This window comes from Marinobacter mangrovi (assembly GCF_016798325.1).
Lineage (GTDB): Bacteria > Pseudomonadota > Gammaproteobacteria > Pseudomonadales > Oleiphilaceae > Marinobacter_A > Marinobacter_A mangrovi.
Map to the genome: position 1 here is coordinate 684,609 of NZ_JAERVO010000002.1, position 18,449 is coordinate 703,057.

Genomic DNA, 18,449 nt, shown 5'->3' on the forward strand with positions numbered 1-18,449 from the left:
GGTTGACTGGCAATGTAGCCGACGCTTCCAGATATTCCTGGCCTGCTATCGAATGTCGGTGGGCGGTGGCGTTCTTATAACTCAAGAATTAACTCCTTCCATGGAGTTGGCATTCAACGGGCACCTTACGGCGCCTCAGAAGCTAAAGCATCTGCTACATGCTCGAGTTGATTGGCAATGTAGCCGACGCTTCAGCTTCGGAGCAGCCCGCATGGCTCCCTGCAAGTAGCGGAATTACGCCGCTTCTTCCTCATCCACGATCGCCGAACGATCCTCACCGCCCAGCGCTTCCAGCAATGCCGGAATCAGGCGCGCCAGTTCCAGTGTCATCAGGGTAAACGCAGCATCGAACTTGGCGGCGGCGTCATCGGCGTCCACGTCGTCCAGTTTTTCCTGGAAGGTGTCACCGAACTTGAGGCGGCGCAGGGCCAGCTCCTCGTCCAGCACGAAGGTCAGGCTGTCTTCCCAACCCAGGGACAGTTTGGTCACTTGCATGCCGGCGTTGAGGTGGTTGCGGATTTCGTCACCCAGCAGGTCCAGGCCCTTGCAGCGGACCACGCCACCGTCTTCGCTGGTGTCCTTGAGTTCGCACTCGTTACCCAGCGAGAAGGTTGAGGGCAGGTCGATGGTTTCGCTCAGCCAGCCGGAGAAGGTGAAGGTCGGCGCCTGTTCCAGCGCGGGCGGGCGGATCGGCAGGGAGCCGATGCACTTGCGCAGGGTGGTGGCGATTTCCTCGGCCTGCTTGTCGGACCCGGCGTCGACAATCATGAAGCCATCCTGTGGTGCCAGGTAGGCAAACGTGCGCTTGGACTTGGTAAAGGCCCGCGGCAGCATTTCCTGGGTCAGCTGCTCCTTGATCTCGTCCTTTTCCTTGCGCGGGACCTTACGCATCTGCTCCGCTTCGATCATCTCGACCCGTTCCGTCACGGCTTCCTTGAGCACCGCGGCGGGCAGTACACGCTCCTCCTTGCGCAGGGCAATCAGGTGATAGCCGTTGGCGCTGTGCACCAGTTGCTGGCCGTGGCGACCCAGCGGCGGGACCCAACCCTGACGGAAAGACTCCTGCGGACCACAGGGTTTAAAGGCGGATTCACCCAACTGACGTTCCAGCTCTTCGGCGGACACGGTGAACGGTTTGGTGAATCGGTAGATACGGGCATTACGAAACCACATTCAGATGTTTCCCTGAGTTGAATGGTTATTGGAACGTGATGGGCCGGAGGGACGGCTCCGGCAAAAGATATGTGCGCATTGAAGCACAAAGCGACCGCAAAGGTCAGTGTCGAAATTGCGGACGGTCGAGCGCCGTTTGGAAAAAGGGTTGAGAGGACTCAGAAATCCATCGTTTCAACCAGGATCGTCTTGATGACGAAGCCCACAACGCCGGCGCCCAGCACCACGAACAGAATCGCGGTGCCGAAGCGTCCGGCTTTGGAGCGTTTGGCCAGGTCCCAGACGATGAAGCCCATGTAGGCGATCAAGGCCGTCAACAGGACATAGAGGGCGATCTCGGAAAACAGAGCTTCGTTCATGGATGTTGATCAGGCCGGCTCGTCCCGCAGGAAGACCCAGTTGTCGCCGCTGGATTGCTCTTCGCTGAAGTAATAGCCCGCCGAGTCGAATTGCTTGAGGGCTTCCGGATCGTTGATGCGGTTCTTGATGGCGTAGGCGCACATCAGCCCGCGGGCTTTCTTGGCGTAGAAGCTGATCATCTTGTACTGGCCGTTCTTCCAGTCCTTGAACTGAGGCGTGATGATGCGACCGTCCAGTTCCTTCTTCTTGACGCTCTTGAAGTACTCGTTGGACGCGAGGTTGATCAGCACCTGGCCTTCGTCCGCCAGTTCGTCGTTGAGCGCCATGGTCAGCTTGTTGCCCCAGAAGGCATACAGATCCTTGCCGCGTTTGTTCTCGAATTTGGTGCCCATCTCCAACCGGTACGGCTGCATCAGGTCCAGCGGACGCAGGATGCCGTACAGCCCGGACAGGATGCGCAGGTGATCCTGGGCAAAGTCGAAATCCCGGTCGTCGAACGACGGCGCGTCCAGGCCGGTGTATACGTCGCCGTTGAACGCCAGGACGGCCGGTCGGGCATTGTCTGGCGAAAATGGCGTATGCCACTGTTGATAGCGCTCGGCATTCAGCTGCCCCAGCTTGTCGCTGATGCCCATCAGGTTGCTGACCTGATGCGGCTCCAGGGTCTTGAGCTGGTCGATCAGTTCGCAGGCGTCGTCCAGGAAAGCCGGCTGGGTATACTTCTGCGTCGCCAGGGGGCTCTCGTAATCCAGGTTCTTGGCCGGGGAAATGACCATCAGCATGATTGGATCCTCGCTCTCGAATAGGGGCTATCGAAATAGTCGATAATAATAAATTATAAAATGCTGATTATTAAATTGAGTTTGGCTATCTCACGCATCGGTTCAGACTTTGTCCAGAAACGCCATCAGGTCGTCCCGGGTAAACGGCCAGTCCAGTTCGCGGCCGTTGTCCGCACGCCGCAACACGGGAATGCGCTCGCCATAGCGGGCGACCAGTTCCGTGGATTGGGCGATGTCCACGACATCCACGGGAATCGGCGGATCCATGGGCGTTTGTACGAGCAGTGTCTCGGCCAGTTCACAAAGTTGGCAGTTGTCGGTGGTGTAGAACACCAACTGCATGGGATGAAGCGCGTCCTGGCTCATGGGGTTACCGCGCGTCGAGCTGCTGGCCGGTCACGCCGTGGCTGTCCGGCCCCATCAGGTAGAGGAACATCGGCATGATGTCTTCCGGCGTCGGGTTACTGTCCGGGTTCTCGGCCGGGTAGGCGTGGGCCCGCATGTTGGTGCGAGTGGCGCCGGGGTTGAGGCTGTTCACCCGCACATTGTGGCGTTCGTCGTCGAGTTCGTCGGCCAGCAGTTGGCTCAGTCCTTCCAATGCAAACTTGGACACCGAATAGGCGCCCCAGTAGGCCCGCGCCTTGCGCCCCACACTGGAGGAGACGAAAACAATGGAGGCATCGTCGGATTTGCGCATGGCCGGAATCAGGGCGCGGGACAGCAGAAAGGGCGCCGTGACGTTCACCCGCATGACTTGCTCCCAGATTTCCGGATCGTAGTGTTCAATCGGCGTGCGCTGGCCCAACAGGCCGGCGTTGTGCAGGATGCCGTCCACCTGACCAAAGGATTCCTCGATGGTCATGGCCATCTCCTCGTAATCCTTCACCGCCGCGCCTTCCAGGTTCATGGGGACAATGGCGGGTTGCGGGTGGCCGGCGGCTTCGATCTCGTCATAGACCGATTCCAGCTTGCTGATGGTGCGGCCCAGCAGGATAACGGTCGCCCCGTGGGCGGCGTAGGTCTTGGCGGCGCATCGGCCGATGCCGTCACCAGCGCCGGTGACCAGGATAATGCGACCTTTCAGTAGGTCGGCAGGTGCCTTGTAATCTTGCATGGTCTGCGCTCCTTGATCCGGGCCTGATTCCCTCAGGCTTCCTTTCCAGTGTACCGGTTCTGCAGCATGGCCAGCAGTTGCCCGGCGGAATCGATGACAAAATCCGCCTGCCAGCCGGGGATTTCGCCAGGGTGGCGGATATAACCATAGCGGGCGGCCACCGTGGTCATGCCGGCCCGACGCCCGGCCTCGATATCGCGCACATGGTCACCGACATAGAGGCAGTCGGCGGCCGGGATGTGCAGCAGCTCACTGGCCAGGAACAGGGACTCGGGGTGGGGCTTGCGCTGATCCACGTCGTCCGGGCAGACCAGGGCGTCGCAGCGGTCGTGAAGATCCAGCGCGTGAAGCAGCGGGACGCTGAAGCGGCGCGGTTTGTTGGTAACGATGCCCCAGGCAATGCGGTTTTCTTCCAGCCAGGTCAGCAGGTCGGCCATACCGGGAAACAGTTTGGTTTCCACGGCGATCTCGCTTTCGTAGAGATCGAGGAATTCGCTGTGCCGATCGAAATAGTCCTCATCTTCGGGGGTCAACCCAAAGCCCACGTGAATCATGGCCCGGGCGCCGTCGGACACCGCTTCGCGGATTTCGGGCTCGGGCAGGTGGGGCAGCTTGTAGCGTTCGCGCACGGCGTTCAGGCAGCGAATGAAATCCGGCGCTGTGTCGATCAGGGTCCCATCCAGATCAAACAGGACGGCGCGCGGTCGCTTCACGCCGGCTCGCTCCCGTCGTCCAGCTTGGCGTGCATCAGGTAGTTGACGTCCACGTCACGGCCCAGCTTGTAGATCTTGGTGATCGGATTGAAGGTCATGCCGGTCAGGTCCTTCACCTCGAAGCCGGCGTGGCGCAGGAAGTCGGACATCTCTGAAGGCCGGATGAACTTGCGCCACTCGTGCGTTCCTTTGGGCAGCATGTTGAGCACGTATTCCGCGCCCACGATGGCAAACAGGAACGACTTGGGATTGCGGTTGATGGTGGAGACGAACAGGTCACCGCCCGGACGCAGCAGCTTGGCACAGGCCTGGATAATCGAGGCCGGTTCCGGCACGTGTTCCAGCATTTCCAGGCAGGTGATGGCGTCGTACTGGCCGATGTGCGCCGGATCCTCTGCCAGGGTTTCGATGGGAATCTGCTGGTAGTCCACTTCGATCCCGGATTCGAGACCATGCAGGCGGGCGACGGAGAGCGGTGCCTCACCCATGTCGATCCCGGTGACGTGCGCACCGCGCTGGGCCATGCCTTCACTGAGCAGGCCGCCGCCGCAGCCCACGTCCAGCACTTTGCGGCCGGGCAGGGGCGCGCGCTCGTCGATGTAGTTCAGGCGCAGCGGGTTGATGTCGTGCAGCGGCTTGAACTCGCTGTTGGGATCCCACCAGCGGCTGGCCAGTGCCTCAAACTTGGCAATCTCGTTGCGGTCTACGTTGTTACCACTCATTCGTGTCTTTCCTGTGAGAAAACAATAACGAGTCAGGGGATCAGCCCTGGCGAATGCGTTGCGCCCAATGGTCGACCCGCAGCATCAGGTCCGGCACGTCGATGCGCGTCAGGATGCCGTCCTGCACCTGAGGTACGCCACCGATCCAGCTGTGGCTCAGTTGGCGGCCATGGCGGCTATAGATGAGGTGCGAGGCCGGGTCGTAAATCGGCTGGTTGAATGGATCACTCAGGTCGATGGCGATCACATCCGCCAGTTTGCCGGCTTCCAGCGAGCCGATGTCCTGTTCCCGGCCCAGTGCCCGGGCGCCATTGATGGTGGCCATGGCCAGCGCATCGTGGGCGGACAGGGCCGCGGCGTCCTCGGCCACGGCCTTGGCCAGCAGCGCGGCCGTGCTGACTTCGCCGAACAGATCCAGATCGTTGTTGCTGGCAGCGCCGTCAGTACCAATGGCCACGTTCACGCCCGCTTTCTGAAGCTTGTCCACCGGGCAGAAGCCGCTGGCCAGTTTCAGGTTGGATTCAGGGCAATGCACCACGTGGGCGCCGCTCTCCGCCATTAATGTCAGGTCGCTGCCGTCCACCTGCGTCATGTGAACGCACTGGGTGCTGGAGGACAGCAGGCCCAGATCCGCCAGGCGCTGGGTCGGGCGTGTGCCGGATTTCTCGATGGCGTCGGCGACTTCGAACGCGGTTTCGTGCAGGTGAATCTGGATGGCCGCCTGCTTGTCCGCGGCCAGGCTGACAATGTCCTTCAGCGGGCCGTCGGAGACGGTGTAGGGCGCATGGGGCCCGATGGCGATCCGGGTATGACTGTGATCGCCCCACTGGTCGATCAGGTCCGCGCCTTTTTTCAGGTAGGTGTCCGGGCCATCGCCCCAGGCCGTGGGGAAATCGAGGACCGGGAAGCAGATCTGGCTGCGAATGCCCACGTCGGTCGACACCTGGGCGGCGACCTCCGGAAAGAAGTACATGTCCGAGAAACAGGTGGTGCCGGTGCGCAGCATTTCCGCAATCGCCAGTCGCGTGCCGTCGGCAATGAAGTCGTCGCTGATGAACTTGGCTTCGGCGGGCCAGATGTGGTCGTTCAGCCAGGTCATCAGCGGCAGGTCATCGGCCAGCCCGCGCATCAGCGACATGGCGGCGTGCCCGTGGGCATTGACCAGCCCCGGCAGCAGCACATGATCGTTGAGATCGAGGGCTTCCCGGGCGTGAAAGCGACGGTCGGCTTCGTCCTGCGGCACGATGGCTTCAATACGCCCGCCCTGGATCAGCAGCGCGTGATGGTTGAGGACCGTGCCGGCGGGAACCACCGGGATAATCCAGCGTGCGTTGATGCGGGTATCGACAGCGGTAATGGTGTCTGCGGTCATGCCTGTCCTGGTTGGGTTTCCATGGAATGTCGGCGCGGGCCGGTATGCTCGCCAGTATAGCGACGTCCGCCCGGTGGAACCAGCAACCCGGGTGCTTCGGGCGGCCCTGAAGCGTTATAATCCGTGCCAGTAAGCCCCCAATTTCAGGACGCTTTTTCATGACTGACAATACCCCACAGACGCCCGGCCCGGACAGCCTCGGCACCCTGGCCATTCTCTGGCACGGCGACCACCTGGCGTTGCTCGACCAGCGCCTGCTGCCAGACCAGGAAATCTGGCTGACTTACCAGGACCCCCACGGTGTTGCCGATGCCATCCGGGACATGGTGGTTCGTGGCGCACCGGCCATTGGGATCAGCGCGGCCTACGGCGTGGTGCTGGCGGCGATCCGGGCACGGGTGAAGGACGACTGGAAAGGCGCGATTGGCGAGGCGATCGATGTCCTGGCCGCCTCCCGGCCCACCGCCGTCAACCTGTTCTGGGCGCTGGAGCGGATGAAGACCCGGCTGCACGCCTGCCAGGCACCGGATGAAGCGATTGCCAGCCTGACCGGCGAAGCCGAGGCCATCCACGCCGAGGATGTGGCCGCCAACCGGCTGATGGGGCGCCACGCGCTGTCCATTATGGAAGAGTCGCCGTTTGCCGTGCTGACCCACTGCAATACCGGCGCGTTGGCCACCGGTGGCTACGGCACGGCACTGGGGGTGGTGCGCAGCCTCTGGCACGCGGATCGGCTCACGCGGGTTTACGCCGACGAGACCCGGCCCTGGTTACAGGGAAGCCGCCTGACGGCCTGGGAGCTGCAACAGGAAGGCATCCCTGTCACGTTGAATGCCGACAGCGCCGCCGCCCAGATCCTGCGCCAGGGGGAGGTTCGCTGGGTGATCGTCGGGGCGGACCGGATTACCGCCAACGGCGACGTCGCCAACAAGATCGGCACCTACAGCCTGGCGATCCTGGCGCGCCATCACGGGGTGCGCTTCATGGTGGTGGCGCCTTCCAGCACGGTGGACATGGCGCTGCATTCCGGCGCGGACATTCCCATTGAAGAGCGGGACGGTACCGAAGTCCGGTCCGTGCGTGGTGTGTCGATTGCGCCGGGAAAGGTGCCGGTCTACAACCCGGTCTTCGATGTGACGCCGGCGGAACTGATTGACGCCATCGTGACGGAGAAAGGGGTCATCGAGAAGCCGGATGCGGAACGAATGACGGCGATGTTCGGCAGCCGCTAAAGGACGTGTTACCAGCCCGGCCTTACCGCCGGGCTGGTCGAGAGGGCTTTCAGTAAACGAACGGCGCGCTGCGCAGCTGGGCGAGGGCGCTGTCATCGGCCTTTTTCTCAGCGCCGGTGGACACGCGCAGACTGTGCAGTCGTGGTTCGATGGTCTGGCGGTAGGTCTTGAGCACGTCGTCGAGGGTGACGTTGCGGATGGCCTTGGCCAGTTGCTCACGGCTGTCGAAATCGAACTCGCCCCGGTCGATCTCCTGCCAGTAACGCTCGGATACCTCGCTCAAACGACGATCCTGCGCCAGCAGCTGGCTCAGGACGGCCTGTTTTTCCCGCTCCAGGTCGGCCTTGTTCAAGTCGGCGAGCGTCTTGTCGAAACCTTTCAGGAAATCGCTGACCGCCTGGTCGATGGCGGCGGCGCTGGCCTTGGGCGACTGGATCATGAAGCCCAGGGCCGGGACCTCCAGCATCTCGAAGGACGACGCGGAGACGATGTAGCCCAACTGCTGCTGGGTGCGCAGGCTCTCATAGAAGGGGGCGCCGATAATCTGCGCCAGAACGCTGAAGCGGGCCCGCTCGTCGAAATCCGTCGAGTCGCCCTGCAGATACAGCGCATAGCCGGTGTCCGGGTGGTCGACCTGCAGGTTCACTGACAGCTCGCCCTTGGGCAGTTGACGAACGCCGCTGCGGGGCACGTCGTCGATGGTGCTGTCGCTGAACAGGATGGCGTTGGCCTGACGCTGCAGGTTCATGGCCGCGGCTTCGGTCAGGTTGCCGTGGGCGAGCATCACCGGATCCACTTCCGCCAGGAACTGACGGGCGAATTCGCGCAGGTCGGAAAGTGTGACCGCATTGGCCGCAGCCAGCTTGTCATCCACCGACCAGGCGCCTTCGATCAGGGCACTCTGCAGCTTCATCGCCGCCTGCTGGACCGGCTTGCTCTTCTTCTGGTTGCGCAGGTCATCGATCAGCTGTTCCCGGTTGATCTGGAAACGCTGGGCGTCGATGTCCGGATGCGCCACCTGGTTCATGATGCGACGCAGCAGCACGTGCAGCTTGTCGTCGTAGCCGCTTACGCGCAGGGTGATGCCCCGCAGGTGGTTGTAGACGGCGTAATCCAGGCCGGCAAGCTGGGCCGGGTAGGCGTACGCGTTCAGGTTGTCCTTGATGCTGTCCACCAACAGGCTGGTCAGCACCTGACCACGCGCGGAATCCCGGGTCAGGGGCGAGCGCAGGCTCAAATACACATCGGCCTTGGGCGCGCCGAAGCGCTTGTCACGCGCGTACCAGACCTTTGGCGCACCCGAGCCGGAAAGGGCAATGGGGTGGTCCATGGTCTTGCCATCCACCATGGCAAAATTCTCCGGGATGAACGGGTTGGGGGCCGGCAAACCGAGCTGGGCGACCAGATCCTTGGGCGCGTCGTCCAGATCCGCGGCGTTGAACGACTGCACCTGGTAGGGCGTGTTGTACCACGTTGTTTTGGGCGCATCGTCCGGCAAGGCCTTCGGCGTCATCAGGGAGATCAGCGCGTTGTCCGGCGTCAGTCGCTTGAGCACGTCCCGGTATTTCTCGGGCGTGTAGTCCTGCATCATGTAGGGCGCCTGCAGCACGTCTTTCGGCGCCACGCGCTGGAGCTGCATGGCCAGCGAGCTGACCTTGTGGATCGGCGACGACTTCTCCTGGAAGCGGAAGCCAATGTCCGAGAGCTGCCGCAGTTCGTCGTAGTAGGTCTTCTGGATGCCGTCCTTGCGGATCTTGTCGATGTAGTCGAACGTCAGCGCAACCACCGTTTTCCAGTTGTCCGCCCCTTTCGGCGTCAGCGACATGCTGATGTTGAAGCTGGTCTGGTGGCCGTCATCCTGGCCCTGCCCGGCGGAAAGGCTGTCGGCCAGCCCGGCATTTTTCAGCACGTTGAGGAGGCTGCCCTGGCCCTCATGACCAATCAGGTTGGCGACATAGCCCGCCGGTTTGTCCGCGTAGTCTTCTTCCATCGACTGCATCGGGAAAGAGAGATCCAGCTGGCGCACGTCTTTCAGGGACTGGACCTGCATAAAGGCCGGCAGGAAACCCGGTTTGAACAACGGAGCGCTGTAATCGGTCTTTTCCAGGTGGCGGTTTTCGATCGCTGAGAAACGCGGGCGAACCATCTTTTCCAGGTTATCCAGGGACTGTTTGCCGTAGACCACCAGGGTCATCAGGTTGGCGGAGTAGTGGGTCTTCCAGAAATTCACCAGATCTTCCCGGACCGGGTCATTCGGGCGATCGGCCAGGGTATCCAGGCTGCCGACGGCAAACCGGCTGGAGGGGTGTTCCGGATTGTAGATGGCTTTCTCGGCCGAGAAATAGCGGCGTCCGTCGTCTTTCAGTTTGGACGAATACTCGGAATTCACGGCGTGCTTTTCACGTTCTACCAGATCGGCGGTAAACAGCGGCGCGGAGAACTGCTGGGCAAAGCGGTCCAGCGCCGGCTCCAGCGAATCGGCCTGGATGTCGAAAAAGAAGTTGGTGTCCCGGAACGCCGTGAACGCGTTGTGGCTGCCGCCGTGGCTGGTGATGAACTGCTGGTATTCACCCGGTTTGGGGTATTTCTGGGTGCCCAGGAAGAGCATGTGCTCCAGGAAGTGGGCGAGACCCTGGCGATTTTCCGGGTCATTGCCGCTGCCCACGGCCACGTTCATGGCGGCCGCTCCCTTGTCCGCATCCGGATCGGAAATCAGGAGCACTTGCAGGCCGTTATCCAGCTCCAGGTAGCGGTATTGGCTGTCGTCATTGGGGCTCTTGATCGGCGTCGTCGCGGCGAGCGCCAGGTGGGGCAGGGTGACAAACAGCAGGAGGACCAGTAAACGAAACGGGGACCTGTGGCCGATCAACACAACACTCCTTTTCCCAAGTTCAAAATAGTGGGGCGACCACGCTGGGGCATGATCGCCTGACAATCAATGCTTAGTGGATGGGCCGGTTCGCGACATTGTGGCCGGAACCCGCCAGGGTTTTACGGGCCAATTCCGAGGCCGACTCGCCGCTGAGTTCGCCGGAAGCGATCCGCTCGAGCACCGACCCCATGACCGCCAGGGACTGACGGTAATCGCTGAACTCGGCCTGAAAGGCGTCGTCGATGGCGTCGTAGACCTTCTGGATCTTTTCTTCCCGACTCTCGCCGCTGGTGCCGGAATCGTTGATGGCCTTCAGGCAGGCCCGGGCGATTTTGATATAGCGCTCGGAATGGGCGTTTTTCTCAGACATGGTGTGCTCCCGAAAAGTTCAAAGGTCGCGGATTATGTCATTGCAACATCATTGTGTCCCGTCTGCGCAGGGAATTCTGCGAGGCCTGGCTGGTCCATTGTGCATGGTCCGCAAGCCCGCGCACAGTTGTGAAAGGGGTGCGACCCAAATCAAATTCAGTGCCCGGGCGCGATGCGCCTGGTGGACGCTGTGCTAGGCTCATTTGAGAGGTGTCCCGAATGCGCTGTTACGTCCCGTCGCCCTGGGCCCGGGAGGTGTACCTGCCCCAGATCCCTCTCAAGAATTTAGAGTAATTAATCTAGCAAAAACAGTAAATTACACGGAGTAAAAGCTCTAATAAAGTACAATACTTGCAAAAAACAATTGCGTACAATGCGACCGATCTCGCCGGGGTACGCACGCCACGGCGGATCATGGAGAGGGAGTCCTCCAGCTGTCCCCGCAGCGATGCTGATCGAGACACGCAGGCGACCACAGGCCTGCAGCCGTCAGCGGACGTTGAGGGTGGTGGATTCCAAATAAAAGCAATAAGTGGATGGGCAAACTATGGACTATTTCCTGACGGGTGGAACCGGATTCATTGGGCGGTTCCTGGTAGAGAAGCTGCTCGCACGAGGCGGTACCGTGCACCTGCTCGTACGCGAGGAGTCACTGGAAAAAGTCGACCGGCTGCGTGAGCGCTGCGGCGTCGACGAGACACGGATCAGGCCGGTGGTGGGCGATCTCACCAAACCGCAGTTGGGCATTGATGGCGACGTGCTCAAGTCGCTGAAGGGGCACATCCGCCACTTCTTCCACCTGGCAGCGGTATACGACATGGGCGCGGACGAGGAGTCCCAGCGCGCGGCCAACATCGACGGCACACACCAGGCCATCGCCGCGGCTTCGGCCATGGATGCCGGTTGCTTCCACCACGTGTCTTCCATTGCGGCAGCCGGCCTGTTCAAGGGCACCTTCCGTGAGGACATGTTCGAGGAGGCCGAGAAGCTCGATCACCCCTACCTCAAGACCAAACACGACAGCGAACGGGTGGTGCGCTACGAGTGCACGGTGCCTTTCCGCATCTACCGTCCGGGTATGGTCATCGGCCATTCAAAGACCGGTGAGATGGACAAGGTCGACGGCCCCTATTACTTCTTCAAGATGATCCAGAAAATCCGCTCGGCGCTGCCGCAGTGGATGCCGACCATTGGTATCGAAGGCGGTCGGCTCAACATCGTGCCGGTCGATTTCGTCGTGGCCGCGCTGGATCACATTGCCCACCTGGATGGCGAGGACGGCAACTGCTTCCATCTGGTGGATTCCGACCCTTACAAAGTGGGCGAGATTCTCAACATCTTCTGCGAGGCCGGTCACGCGCCGCGTATGGCGATGCGGATCGACAGCCGCATGTTCGGCTTCGTGCCGCCGTTTATCCGCCAGAGCCTGAAGAACCTGCCGCCGGTGAAACGCATCACCAGTGCGGTGCTGGACGACATGGGCATTCCGCCGTCGGTGCTGTCGTTCGTGAATTACCCGACCCGGTTCGACGCCCGTGAGACCGAGCGCGTGCTGAAGGGCACTGGCATCGAAGTGCCGCGCCTGACGGATTACGCGCCGGTAGTATGGGACTTCTGGGAGCGGCATCTGGATCCGGACCTGTTCAAGGACCGTACTCTCAAAGGCACCGTGGAAGGTCGCGTCTGCGTCATCACCGGCGCCACATCCGGGATTGGTCTGGCCACGGCCCAGAAGCTGGCGGACGCTGGTGCGATCCTGGTGATCGGTGCGCGTAAACCCGAGCGCCTGAAAGAGGTGGCGGCCGAGCTGGAATCCCGTGGGGCCAGCGTGCACGCTTACCAGTGCGACTTCTCCGACATGGAGGAGTGTGACCGCTTTATCAGCACCGTACTGGACAATCACGGTCAGGTGGATGTGCTGGTCAACAACGCCGGTCGCTCGATCCGCCGTTCGCTGGACCTGGCGTTTGATCGTTTCCATGATTTCGAGCGCACCATGCAGCTCAACTACTTCGGATCGGTCCGCCTGATTATGGGCTTCGCACCGAAGATGCTGGAGCAGCGTCGCGGCCACATCGTGAATATTTCGTCCATTGGTGTGCTGACCAACGCGCCGCGGTTTTCGGCCTACGTGGCATCGAAGTCCGCGCTGGATGCGTTCAGTCGCTGTGCCGCGGCGGAGTGGTCGGATCGTAACGTAACCTTCACCACCATCAACATGCCGCTGGTGAAAACACCCATGATCGCGCCGACGAAAATCTACGATCAGGTGCCGACCCTGACTCCGGACGAGGCGGCCGATATGGTCGCGGAAGCGATCATATACCGTCCCAAGCGCATCGCTACCCGTCTGGGCACCTTTGCCCAGGTGCTGCACGCATTGGCGCCGAAGCTGGGTGAAATCGTGATGAACACCGGCTACCGCATGTTCCCGGATTCCGCCGCCGCCTCCGGTTCGCGCAGCGGTGAGAAACCCAAGGTATCGACCGAGCAGGTGGCGTTCGCGGCCATCATGCGCGGGATTTACTGGTAGGTTTTGCCGGGCAACAAAAAAACCGGAGGCGTGGCCTCCGGTTTTTTTATGGGCGATGGAAACGCCCGGTCAGGCGGGCCGCTCCCGTTCAGGTGTTAGCGCTGCCCGCTTTCAGGCTCGACGGATACAGCGGTGCCAGTCCCGGCGCGGCCTGTCGCTGGGGGCGATCGCGCAGCCGCTGGAGGGCCTTGAGCAGGGGCTCGGGTTGCCAGTGGGTCTCGGACGCCTTGCCGCCGTAGAGCCGTTCCTGCAGCTTCTCCAGCTCTTCCGCCAGGGTTTCGTCGGTGCTGAAGCGAACCACATCGCCGGCGCTGCGCAGATGCTGGTTGCCGAATCGTTGGCGGGCCCACCGTGGCAGCAGACTGAGCGTTTGGGCTTCGCCGGCGCGGGCGGCTTTTTCCAGATCCGCATAAAGCGCCGCTTCCGCCGGATCACCTTGTGGACCACTTTCCCCGGAAGGATCCGTCGCGCGTCGGCGGTTGAGCCACCAGAACAGGACCGTCAGCGCCCAACCGGTGCCCAACGCGACAGCGAGCCACAGCCAGGTGTTATCCAGCGGTGAGTGCAGGGGCTGTGGCGACTCGGCCATCGATGTGTCCCGGGTTTTGGCAACGACCGGCTCGGCCTTGTCCGGCGCAGACGGCGAGTTCTTGGCGGCAGGCGGGGTTGCGGCCACGCCGGCGCTGTCGGTGATGGTCACCGTGCGGGCCGGGATCACGGCGACGCGCTCCTTGTCGTTCACGGTGTCCCACCAGGGCACCCGGACTTCCGGCAGGGTGATCTTGCCCGGTTTGACCGCCACCAGCGCCGTGCTCTCGGTGCGCGAGGAGGTGACTGTGCGGTTGTCCACGTTGGATTTCAGGTCCGGCTTGTCCGGGTAGCTGCGCACGGCGTCCGGGTACTCGACCTTGAGTGGCGGCAGCGCGGAACCCAGCAGGCCCAGGGCGTTCAGGGTCAGTGTCCGGGTCACGCTCTTGCCGGCCTTGAGGGTGCTGCTGGGATCGCTCCAGTCCTGGGACAGTTCCAGGCTGCTGGCCGGCAGCCAGGTGTCGCCGGTGAAGCTGGCGGGAATCCCCTTGACCGGAATCTCGAGCGGGTCGGCCGCATCCCGCAGGAAGGTGAGGTTGCCGGTGTCGTCCCGGGCCTGTCCGTTGAACTTGATGCCGTCGATGGTCAGCGTGCCGGCCGACTGCGGGTAGATGGCGTAGCGCCGTTCCACCACGCGATAACGTACGTTGTTGCGGACCCGGGCGTATTCCTGCTGTTCGCCCATGGATTCGACGATCGCATCCCCCTGATCCGGCTGGCTCAGGTCGCCGCGGATCAGGTTGCCCCGGTAGAACAGGCGCACGGTCAGGATCAGTTGCTCCTGCACGTAAACCGAATCCTTGTCCGTTTCCACCTCGACAAAGGCGGGGCGGGCGGTACCGTCCGGCGCGGGGGCATCACCGGGCTCGACAGTGATGGTCACGGGGTTGGAATGGGCCTCACGGAATTTCAGCGAGGGGATTTCCAACTGCCCCGTTTTCTTCGGCGCCAGTTCGTAGATCCAGGTGACGATGGCCGTGGCGTCGCCGTTGACCGAGCGCAGGCTGTACTTCTGGTGCTTGCTGAGAATCTCGAAGTTCTCTTTCAGCGCATCCTCTTCGGGGGAGGGCAGCTCCAGATCGCCGATGTTGAACAGCATGTCCAGATCCATGGAGAACGGCATCTCGCCCTTGACCGTTAACGTCAGGGTCTGATTCTCGTGCAGGGTCTTCCGATCCACGTGAACGTCGAGCGTTCCTTTCTCGTCCGCCCAGGTGTGGGTCGTGACAAGGGCCATCAGGATCAGCAGGAGCATCTGCCGGACGTGATTTACCATGGTGTATCGCCTTCCATTTGTTGCTGGTTGCCGCGCTCACGGTATTGGTAAAGGAATTTGCGGCGCATCAGGCCGGACGGGTCGTCCGGTATCCGCCGAAGCCATTGTTCCTGGCTCTGGGTCAGTTGCTTTTCATCGCCGGCCTTGTCGGCAGGCTGGGGCTCGGCCTGGGCTTCCTGGCCGGATTTCTCGCCGGACTGCCCCTGTTGCTGGGCGGACTGGCGTTGGGATTGCTGATCGTCCTGTTTTTGTTGGCCAGATTGCTGCTGGGATTGATTCTGCTCTCCCTGCTTGCCCTGGTCGGCGTTCTGGTCCTGCTGGGACGGGTTCTGCCCCTGCTGGCTGTTCTGCTGTTGTTGCGAAGAGGACGGGTCCTGGTTGGGCTTGTTCTGCTGACCCTGACCGGACTGGCCCTGCTGTTTCTGCTTCTGGTCCGACGACTTGTTGTCCTGTTTCTGCTGGTTCTGTTGATTCTGCTTTTGCTGCTGTTTTTGCTGTTGCTCCAGCAGTTTCTTCACCAGGTCGCGGTTGAACCGGGCGTCCTGGTTGTCCGGATTTTTCTCAAGCGCCTTGTCGTAGGCGGCCAGGGCGTCCTTGAGGTTGCCCTTGCGGGCGAGGGCGTTGCCGCGGTTGTACTGGGCATCCGCTGAATCCGCCTTGGCGAAGGCATCGGCGGCACGGTCGTAGTCGCCGGCCCGATAGAGGGCGGAACCTTTCCAGTCGCTGTCGTCCAGCTTATCGGCGGCGACCGCCGGGTCCTTCTGGATCAGCTCCTCGGCACGCTGGTCCGGGCGGCTCCACCAGTCGTCCCAGTCCATGGCCTGGGCGGGCTGTGGCATCAGCGGCAGCAGCACCAGAGGAATCAACAGCAGGGCGCCGCGGCGCCAGGCAATGAGGGCCAGCGGCGCAGCCAGCCACAGCAGCCAGTAGCCGTCGTCCTTCCAGCGTTTGACGGTCAGGTCGCGCTTGCTTTCCTGCCAGTCGTCGCTGTCCTGCGAGCGCAGTTCCAGGGTGCGGATATCGTCATCGTCCAGCGTGACCGGCGAACTGAGACCGCCCGTGGCGCTTGCCAGCTGGGCGAGTCGATCCGGCTGAGCCTTGGCGATCACCACGTGGTCGCCGTCCCGGATAAAGCCGCGCTTGGGCAGCGGTATCGGGCCGCCTTCTCGGGTGCCCACCACCAGGGTACTGAGGCTGTAGGGCGAACCCTGCAGGGTTTCGCGGATGGACTGGTAGTCGCTGGCGCGCAGCGCGTCGGTGACCAGCAGGATGCGGCCTTTGCCGGGCGCGCCCTGTTCGAGCAGTTGTTCCGCCTCTTCCACGCCCAGGTCGGCGCGGTTACCGCTGGCGGGCATCATGAAGGGATCGATCACATCCAGCAGGCTCTCGATGGTGCGGCCGTCATCGGTCAGCGGCGTGACCACATGGGCATCGCCAGAATAGACCACCAGCGCCGTGAAGCTGCTCCCGCGCTGGGCCAAAATGTCGCGGATCTTGCGCTTGGCCTGGGTCAGCCGGTCCGGATCCACATCCTGGGCCAGCATCGACAGGGACAGGTCCAGCACCACCACCAGGCTGTCGTTTTCCTGCATCAGGGGCGTGGGTGCCTCGCGCCAGCTGGGGCCGGACAGGGCCAGGGCACAGGCGATCACCAAGGTGCCGAGGATAATGCCCGGGCGTTTACGGCGAGCGTTCTGCTCCACCGCTTCGCCCAGCAGCGGCCGCAGCAGCGCCTCGGGGATCACCCGGGCCCAACCGCTCTGACCTTCACCCTGGAAACGCAGCAGGAAGGGAATCAGGGGCAGCAGCACCAGGAGCAGTAACCAGAGCGGCCGCACGAAGTGGAAGTCAGCCATGACTCACCTCCGGAACGTCACGCCGGCGCACGTGGGACAGCAATTGACCGATCAACAGCAGGGCCACGGCCAGGCCCGCCGGCCAGTAGAACAGGTCGATGGTGGGGCGATACTGTTTGCCTTCCAGTTCGATCGGCTCCAGTTTGTTGATGGTTTCGTAGATGGATTCCAGCTCCGGGGTGCTGCGGGCGCGGAAATACTGGCCGCCGGTCTGGCTGGCAATGCGCTTGAGCAGGTCTTCGTCCAGATCCCGGGACGGGTTGATCTTGCGGGTACCCAGGAAGCCGCGTTGCAACATGGCTTCAGCACCAATGCCGATGGTGTAGATGCGCACGCCGGCGGCTGCGGCGATTTCGGCGGCCTTGTCGGGGCTGACTTCGCCGGCGGTGTTGGCGCCGTCGGTAAGCAGGATCAGCACCCGCTGCTCCTGGGGGCGGTCCCGCAGGCGTTTCACCGCCAGACCGATGGCGTCGCCAATCGCCGTGGCCCGGCCCGCCATGCCCAGCTGCGCTTCCTGCAACAGCGTCTGGATGGTCTCGTGGTCGAAGGATAACGGCGCCTGGATGTAAGGCTGGGTACCGAACAACAGCAGCCCGAGGCGATCGCCTTCCCGGCGCTTGATGAATTCATCAAGGACGTTCTTGACCGCCGTCAGCCGGTTCACCTGGCGCTGGCCCACGATCATGTCCTCCTCTTCCATACTGGGTGAGATGTCCACCGCCATCAGCAGGTCGCGACCGGTGACCGGCAGGTTGACGCCTTCGCCGATGTACTGGGGTCGGGCGAGGGCAGCGACCAGCAGCATCCACGCCACCAGCAGTACCACCTTCTGCCACAGGCTGCGGGCATTGCCGCTGCGGCTGACGCCGGGCAGGTCCGCCAGCCAGTGCCCCACGGGGATGGCCGGCGCGGCCACCTGATCGGCATCGGTCTTGCGACGCCGCCACCACAGCAGCGGTAGCAGCACCAGCAGCAACAGCCAGGGATAGGCAAAACTCAGCATTTCTGCCCTCCCAGCCAGCGTTCAGCCAGCGCCCGGGCCTGGTCCGGTTCGATGCCCGGTGACGGGCGCCAGGCGGCGTTTACCAGGGCTTCCACCTGCTGGCGCTCCAGCGTCGGTTCGGTGCGGGCGAGAAAATCGGTCCACTGCGACCCGCTCAGGGCATCCGGATGCTGGTCCGGGTAGCGCTGGCGGGCGCAGCGTTTGAGCAGGGCATTGAGCTCGGTAAACCAGTCGTTGTCGGACCGGGCAGAGGCGCTGAGCCGGGCCAATTCCTGTTTGGCGTCGTGAATCCAGCGGTTGCGCCGGTGCCGGCGCCAGACCCACCAGAGGACGGCCGCCACCAGAATCAGCACCAGCGCGGCAAGAACCCACCAGCCGGGCGCGGGCGGCCAGAAGCCGCCGGGCTCGGGCAGGTGGATGTCCCGCAGTTGTGCGAGAGGATCGCCCTGGTTCATGGGTTGTTGTACTGCCTGTGTCATGCTGT

The 18,449-nt window shown here is 62.6% G+C and carries 16 protein-coding genes; 2 read left to right on the forward strand and 14 right to left on the reverse strand.

What is annotated here, in order from left to right; genetic code table 11:
* Positions 1-234: 234 nt before the first annotated feature.
* The 8 genes from rdgC to JL474_RS09225 all read right to left on the reverse strand — a co-directional run bounded on the left by rdgC (position 235) and on the right by JL474_RS09225 (position 6,236).
* Positions 235-1,173, reverse strand: coding sequence for a recombination-associated protein RdgC (gene rdgC / locus JL474_RS09190; RefSeq protein ID WP_203141799.1), 939 nt, complete (start codon positions 1,171-1,173; stop codon positions 235-237).
* Positions 1,174-1,331: 158 nt separating this feature from the next.
* On the reverse strand, positions 1,332-1,532 hold the full coding sequence (locus tag JL474_RS09195; RefSeq protein ID WP_123634951.1) for a DUF2788 domain-containing protein: 201 nt from the start codon (positions 1,530-1,532) through the stop codon (positions 1,332-1,334).
* A 9-nt stretch (positions 1,533-1,541) separates the two neighbouring features.
* The gene (gene yaaA, locus JL474_RS09200) at positions 1,542-2,315 is read right to left on the reverse strand and encodes a peroxide stress protein YaaA (protein WP_123634950.1); all 774 of its coding nucleotides are present in this window, start codon (positions 2,313-2,315) and stop codon (positions 1,542-1,544) included.
* Positions 2,316-2,417: 102 nt separating this feature from the next.
* Entirely contained in the window at positions 2,418-2,657 is a 240-nt protein-coding gene (locus JL474_RS09205; protein WP_203141916.1) for a glutaredoxin family protein, read from the reverse strand.
* A gap of 28 nt (positions 2,658-2,685) precedes the next feature.
* Entirely contained in the window at positions 2,686-3,429 is a 744-nt protein-coding gene (locus tag JL474_RS09210; RefSeq protein ID WP_203141800.1) for a YciK family oxidoreductase, read from the reverse strand.
* Between the two features lie 32 nt (positions 3,430-3,461).
* Entirely contained in the window at positions 3,462-4,142 is a 681-nt protein-coding gene (locus JL474_RS09215) for an HAD family hydrolase (RefSeq protein ID WP_203141801.1), read from the reverse strand.
* Positions 4,139-4,864: a bifunctional 2-polyprenyl-6-hydroxyphenol methylase/3-demethylubiquinol 3-O-methyltransferase UbiG gene (ubiG, locus tag JL474_RS09220; protein WP_203141802.1), complete on the reverse strand. Its 726-nt coding sequence runs from the start codon at positions 4,862-4,864 to the stop codon at positions 4,139-4,141. Before ubiG ends, JL474_RS09215 begins: the two co-directional genes overlap by 4 nt.
* A gap of 40 nt (positions 4,865-4,904) precedes the next feature.
* Positions 4,905-6,236: a TRZ/ATZ family hydrolase gene (locus JL474_RS09225; protein WP_203141803.1), complete on the reverse strand. Its 1,332-nt coding sequence runs from the start codon at positions 6,234-6,236 to the stop codon at positions 4,905-4,907.
* A 158-nt stretch (positions 6,237-6,394) separates the two neighbouring features.
* Between JL474_RS09225 and mtnA the strand changes: the two genes are divergently transcribed.
* A complete protein-coding gene (mtnA, locus tag JL474_RS09230) occupies positions 6,395-7,468 on the forward strand; it encodes an S-methyl-5-thioribose-1-phosphate isomerase (protein ID WP_203141804.1) in 1,074 nt (357 codons plus the stop codon).
* Positions 7,469-7,517: 49 nt separating this feature from the next.
* Here the strand turns inward: mtnA and JL474_RS09235 are convergent, their stop codons facing one another.
* Together JL474_RS09235 and JL474_RS09240 are read right to left on the reverse strand one after the other, a co-directional pair.
* Positions 7,518-10,337, reverse strand: a complete 2,820-nt coding sequence (locus tag JL474_RS09235) for an insulinase family protein (protein WP_236012119.1) — start codon at positions 10,335-10,337, stop codon at positions 7,518-7,520.
* Between the two features lie 73 nt (positions 10,338-10,410).
* A complete protein-coding gene (locus JL474_RS09240) occupies positions 10,411-10,710 on the reverse strand; it encodes a hypothetical protein (RefSeq protein WP_123634943.1) in 300 nt (99 codons plus the stop codon).
* 546 nt (positions 10,711-11,256) lie between these two features.
* Between JL474_RS09240 and JL474_RS09245 the strand changes: the two genes are divergently transcribed.
* Positions 11,257-13,242, forward strand: a complete 1,986-nt coding sequence (locus JL474_RS09245; RefSeq protein ID WP_203141806.1) for an SDR family oxidoreductase — start codon at positions 11,257-11,259, stop codon at positions 13,240-13,242.
* An 88-nt stretch (positions 13,243-13,330) separates the two neighbouring features.
* Here the strand turns inward: JL474_RS09245 and JL474_RS09250 are convergent, their stop codons facing one another.
* From JL474_RS09250 to JL474_RS09265, 4 genes are read right to left on the reverse strand one after another with little or no spacing between them, the layout of a single operon-like run.
* Positions 13,331-15,106 (reverse strand): BatD family protein, encoded by a 1,776-nt coding sequence (locus JL474_RS09250; RefSeq protein ID WP_203141807.1) that lies wholly within the window; start codon positions 15,104-15,106, stop codon positions 13,331-13,333.
* A complete protein-coding gene (locus tag JL474_RS09255; protein ID WP_203141808.1) occupies positions 15,100-16,962 on the reverse strand; it encodes a VWA domain-containing protein in 1,863 nt (620 codons plus the stop codon). The genes JL474_RS09250 and JL474_RS09255 overlap by 7 nt, the downstream gene beginning before the upstream one ends.
* Entirely contained in the window at positions 16,955-17,965 is a 1,011-nt protein-coding gene (locus JL474_RS09260) for a VWA domain-containing protein (RefSeq protein ID WP_203141809.1), read from the reverse strand. The genes JL474_RS09255 and JL474_RS09260 overlap by 8 nt, the downstream gene beginning before the upstream one ends.
* On the reverse strand, positions 17,959-18,444 hold the full coding sequence (locus tag JL474_RS09265) for a DUF4381 domain-containing protein (protein ID WP_236012120.1): 486 nt from the start codon (positions 18,442-18,444) through the stop codon (positions 17,959-17,961). The genes JL474_RS09260 and JL474_RS09265 overlap by 7 nt, the downstream gene beginning before the upstream one ends.
* Between the last annotated feature and the right edge of the window lie 5 nt (positions 18,445-18,449).

What these genes read in the sequence shown, in the direction of transcription:
- rdgC (WP_203141799.1), bottom strand. Translation starts at nt 1,173, where the DNA reads ATGTGGTTTCGTAATGCCCGTATCTACCGATTCACCAAACCGTTCACC.
- JL474_RS09195 (WP_123634951.1), bottom strand. Translation starts at nt 1,532, where the DNA reads ATGAACGAAGCTCTGTTTTCCGAGATCGCCCTCTATGTCCTGTTGACG.
- yaaA (WP_123634950.1), bottom strand. Translation starts at nt 2,315, where the DNA reads ATGCTGATGGTCATTTCCCCGGCCAAGAACCTGGATTACGAGAGCCCC.
- JL474_RS09205 (WP_203141916.1), bottom strand. Translation starts at nt 2,657, where the DNA reads ATGCAGTTGGTGTTCTACACCACCGACAACTGCCAACTTTGTGAACTG.
- JL474_RS09210 (WP_203141800.1), bottom strand. Translation starts at nt 3,429, where the DNA reads ATGCAAGATTACAAGGCACCTGCCGACCTACTGAAAGGTCGCATTATC.
- ubiG (WP_203141802.1), bottom strand. Translation starts at nt 4,864, where the DNA reads ATGAGTGGTAACAACGTAGACCGCAACGAGATTGCCAAGTTTGAGGCA.
- JL474_RS09225 (WP_203141803.1), bottom strand. Translation starts at nt 6,236, where the DNA reads ATGACCGCAGACACCATTACCGCTGTCGATACCCGCATCAACGCACGC.
- mtnA (WP_203141804.1), top strand. Translation starts at nt 6,395, where the DNA reads ATGACTGACAATACCCCACAGACGCCCGGCCCGGACAGCCTCGGCACC.
- JL474_RS09240 (WP_123634943.1), bottom strand. Translation starts at nt 10,710, where the DNA reads ATGTCTGAGAAAAACGCCCATTCCGAGCGCTATATCAAAATCGCCCGG.
- JL474_RS09245 (WP_203141806.1), top strand. Translation starts at nt 11,257, where the DNA reads ATGGACTATTTCCTGACGGGTGGAACCGGATTCATTGGGCGGTTCCTG.
- JL474_RS09250 (WP_203141807.1), bottom strand. Translation starts at nt 15,106, where the DNA reads ATGGTAAATCACGTCCGGCAGATGCTCCTGCTGATCCTGATGGCCCTT.
- JL474_RS09255 (WP_203141808.1), bottom strand. Translation starts at nt 16,962, where the DNA reads ATGGCTGACTTCCACTTCGTGCGGCCGCTCTGGTTACTGCTCCTGGTG.
- JL474_RS09260 (WP_203141809.1), bottom strand. Translation starts at nt 17,965, where the DNA reads ATGCTGAGTTTTGCCTATCCCTGGCTGTTGCTGCTGGTGCTGCTACCG.
- JL474_RS09265 (WP_236012120.1), bottom strand. Translation starts at nt 18,444, where the DNA reads ATGACACAGGCAGTACAACAACCCATGAACCAGGGCGATCCTCTCGCA.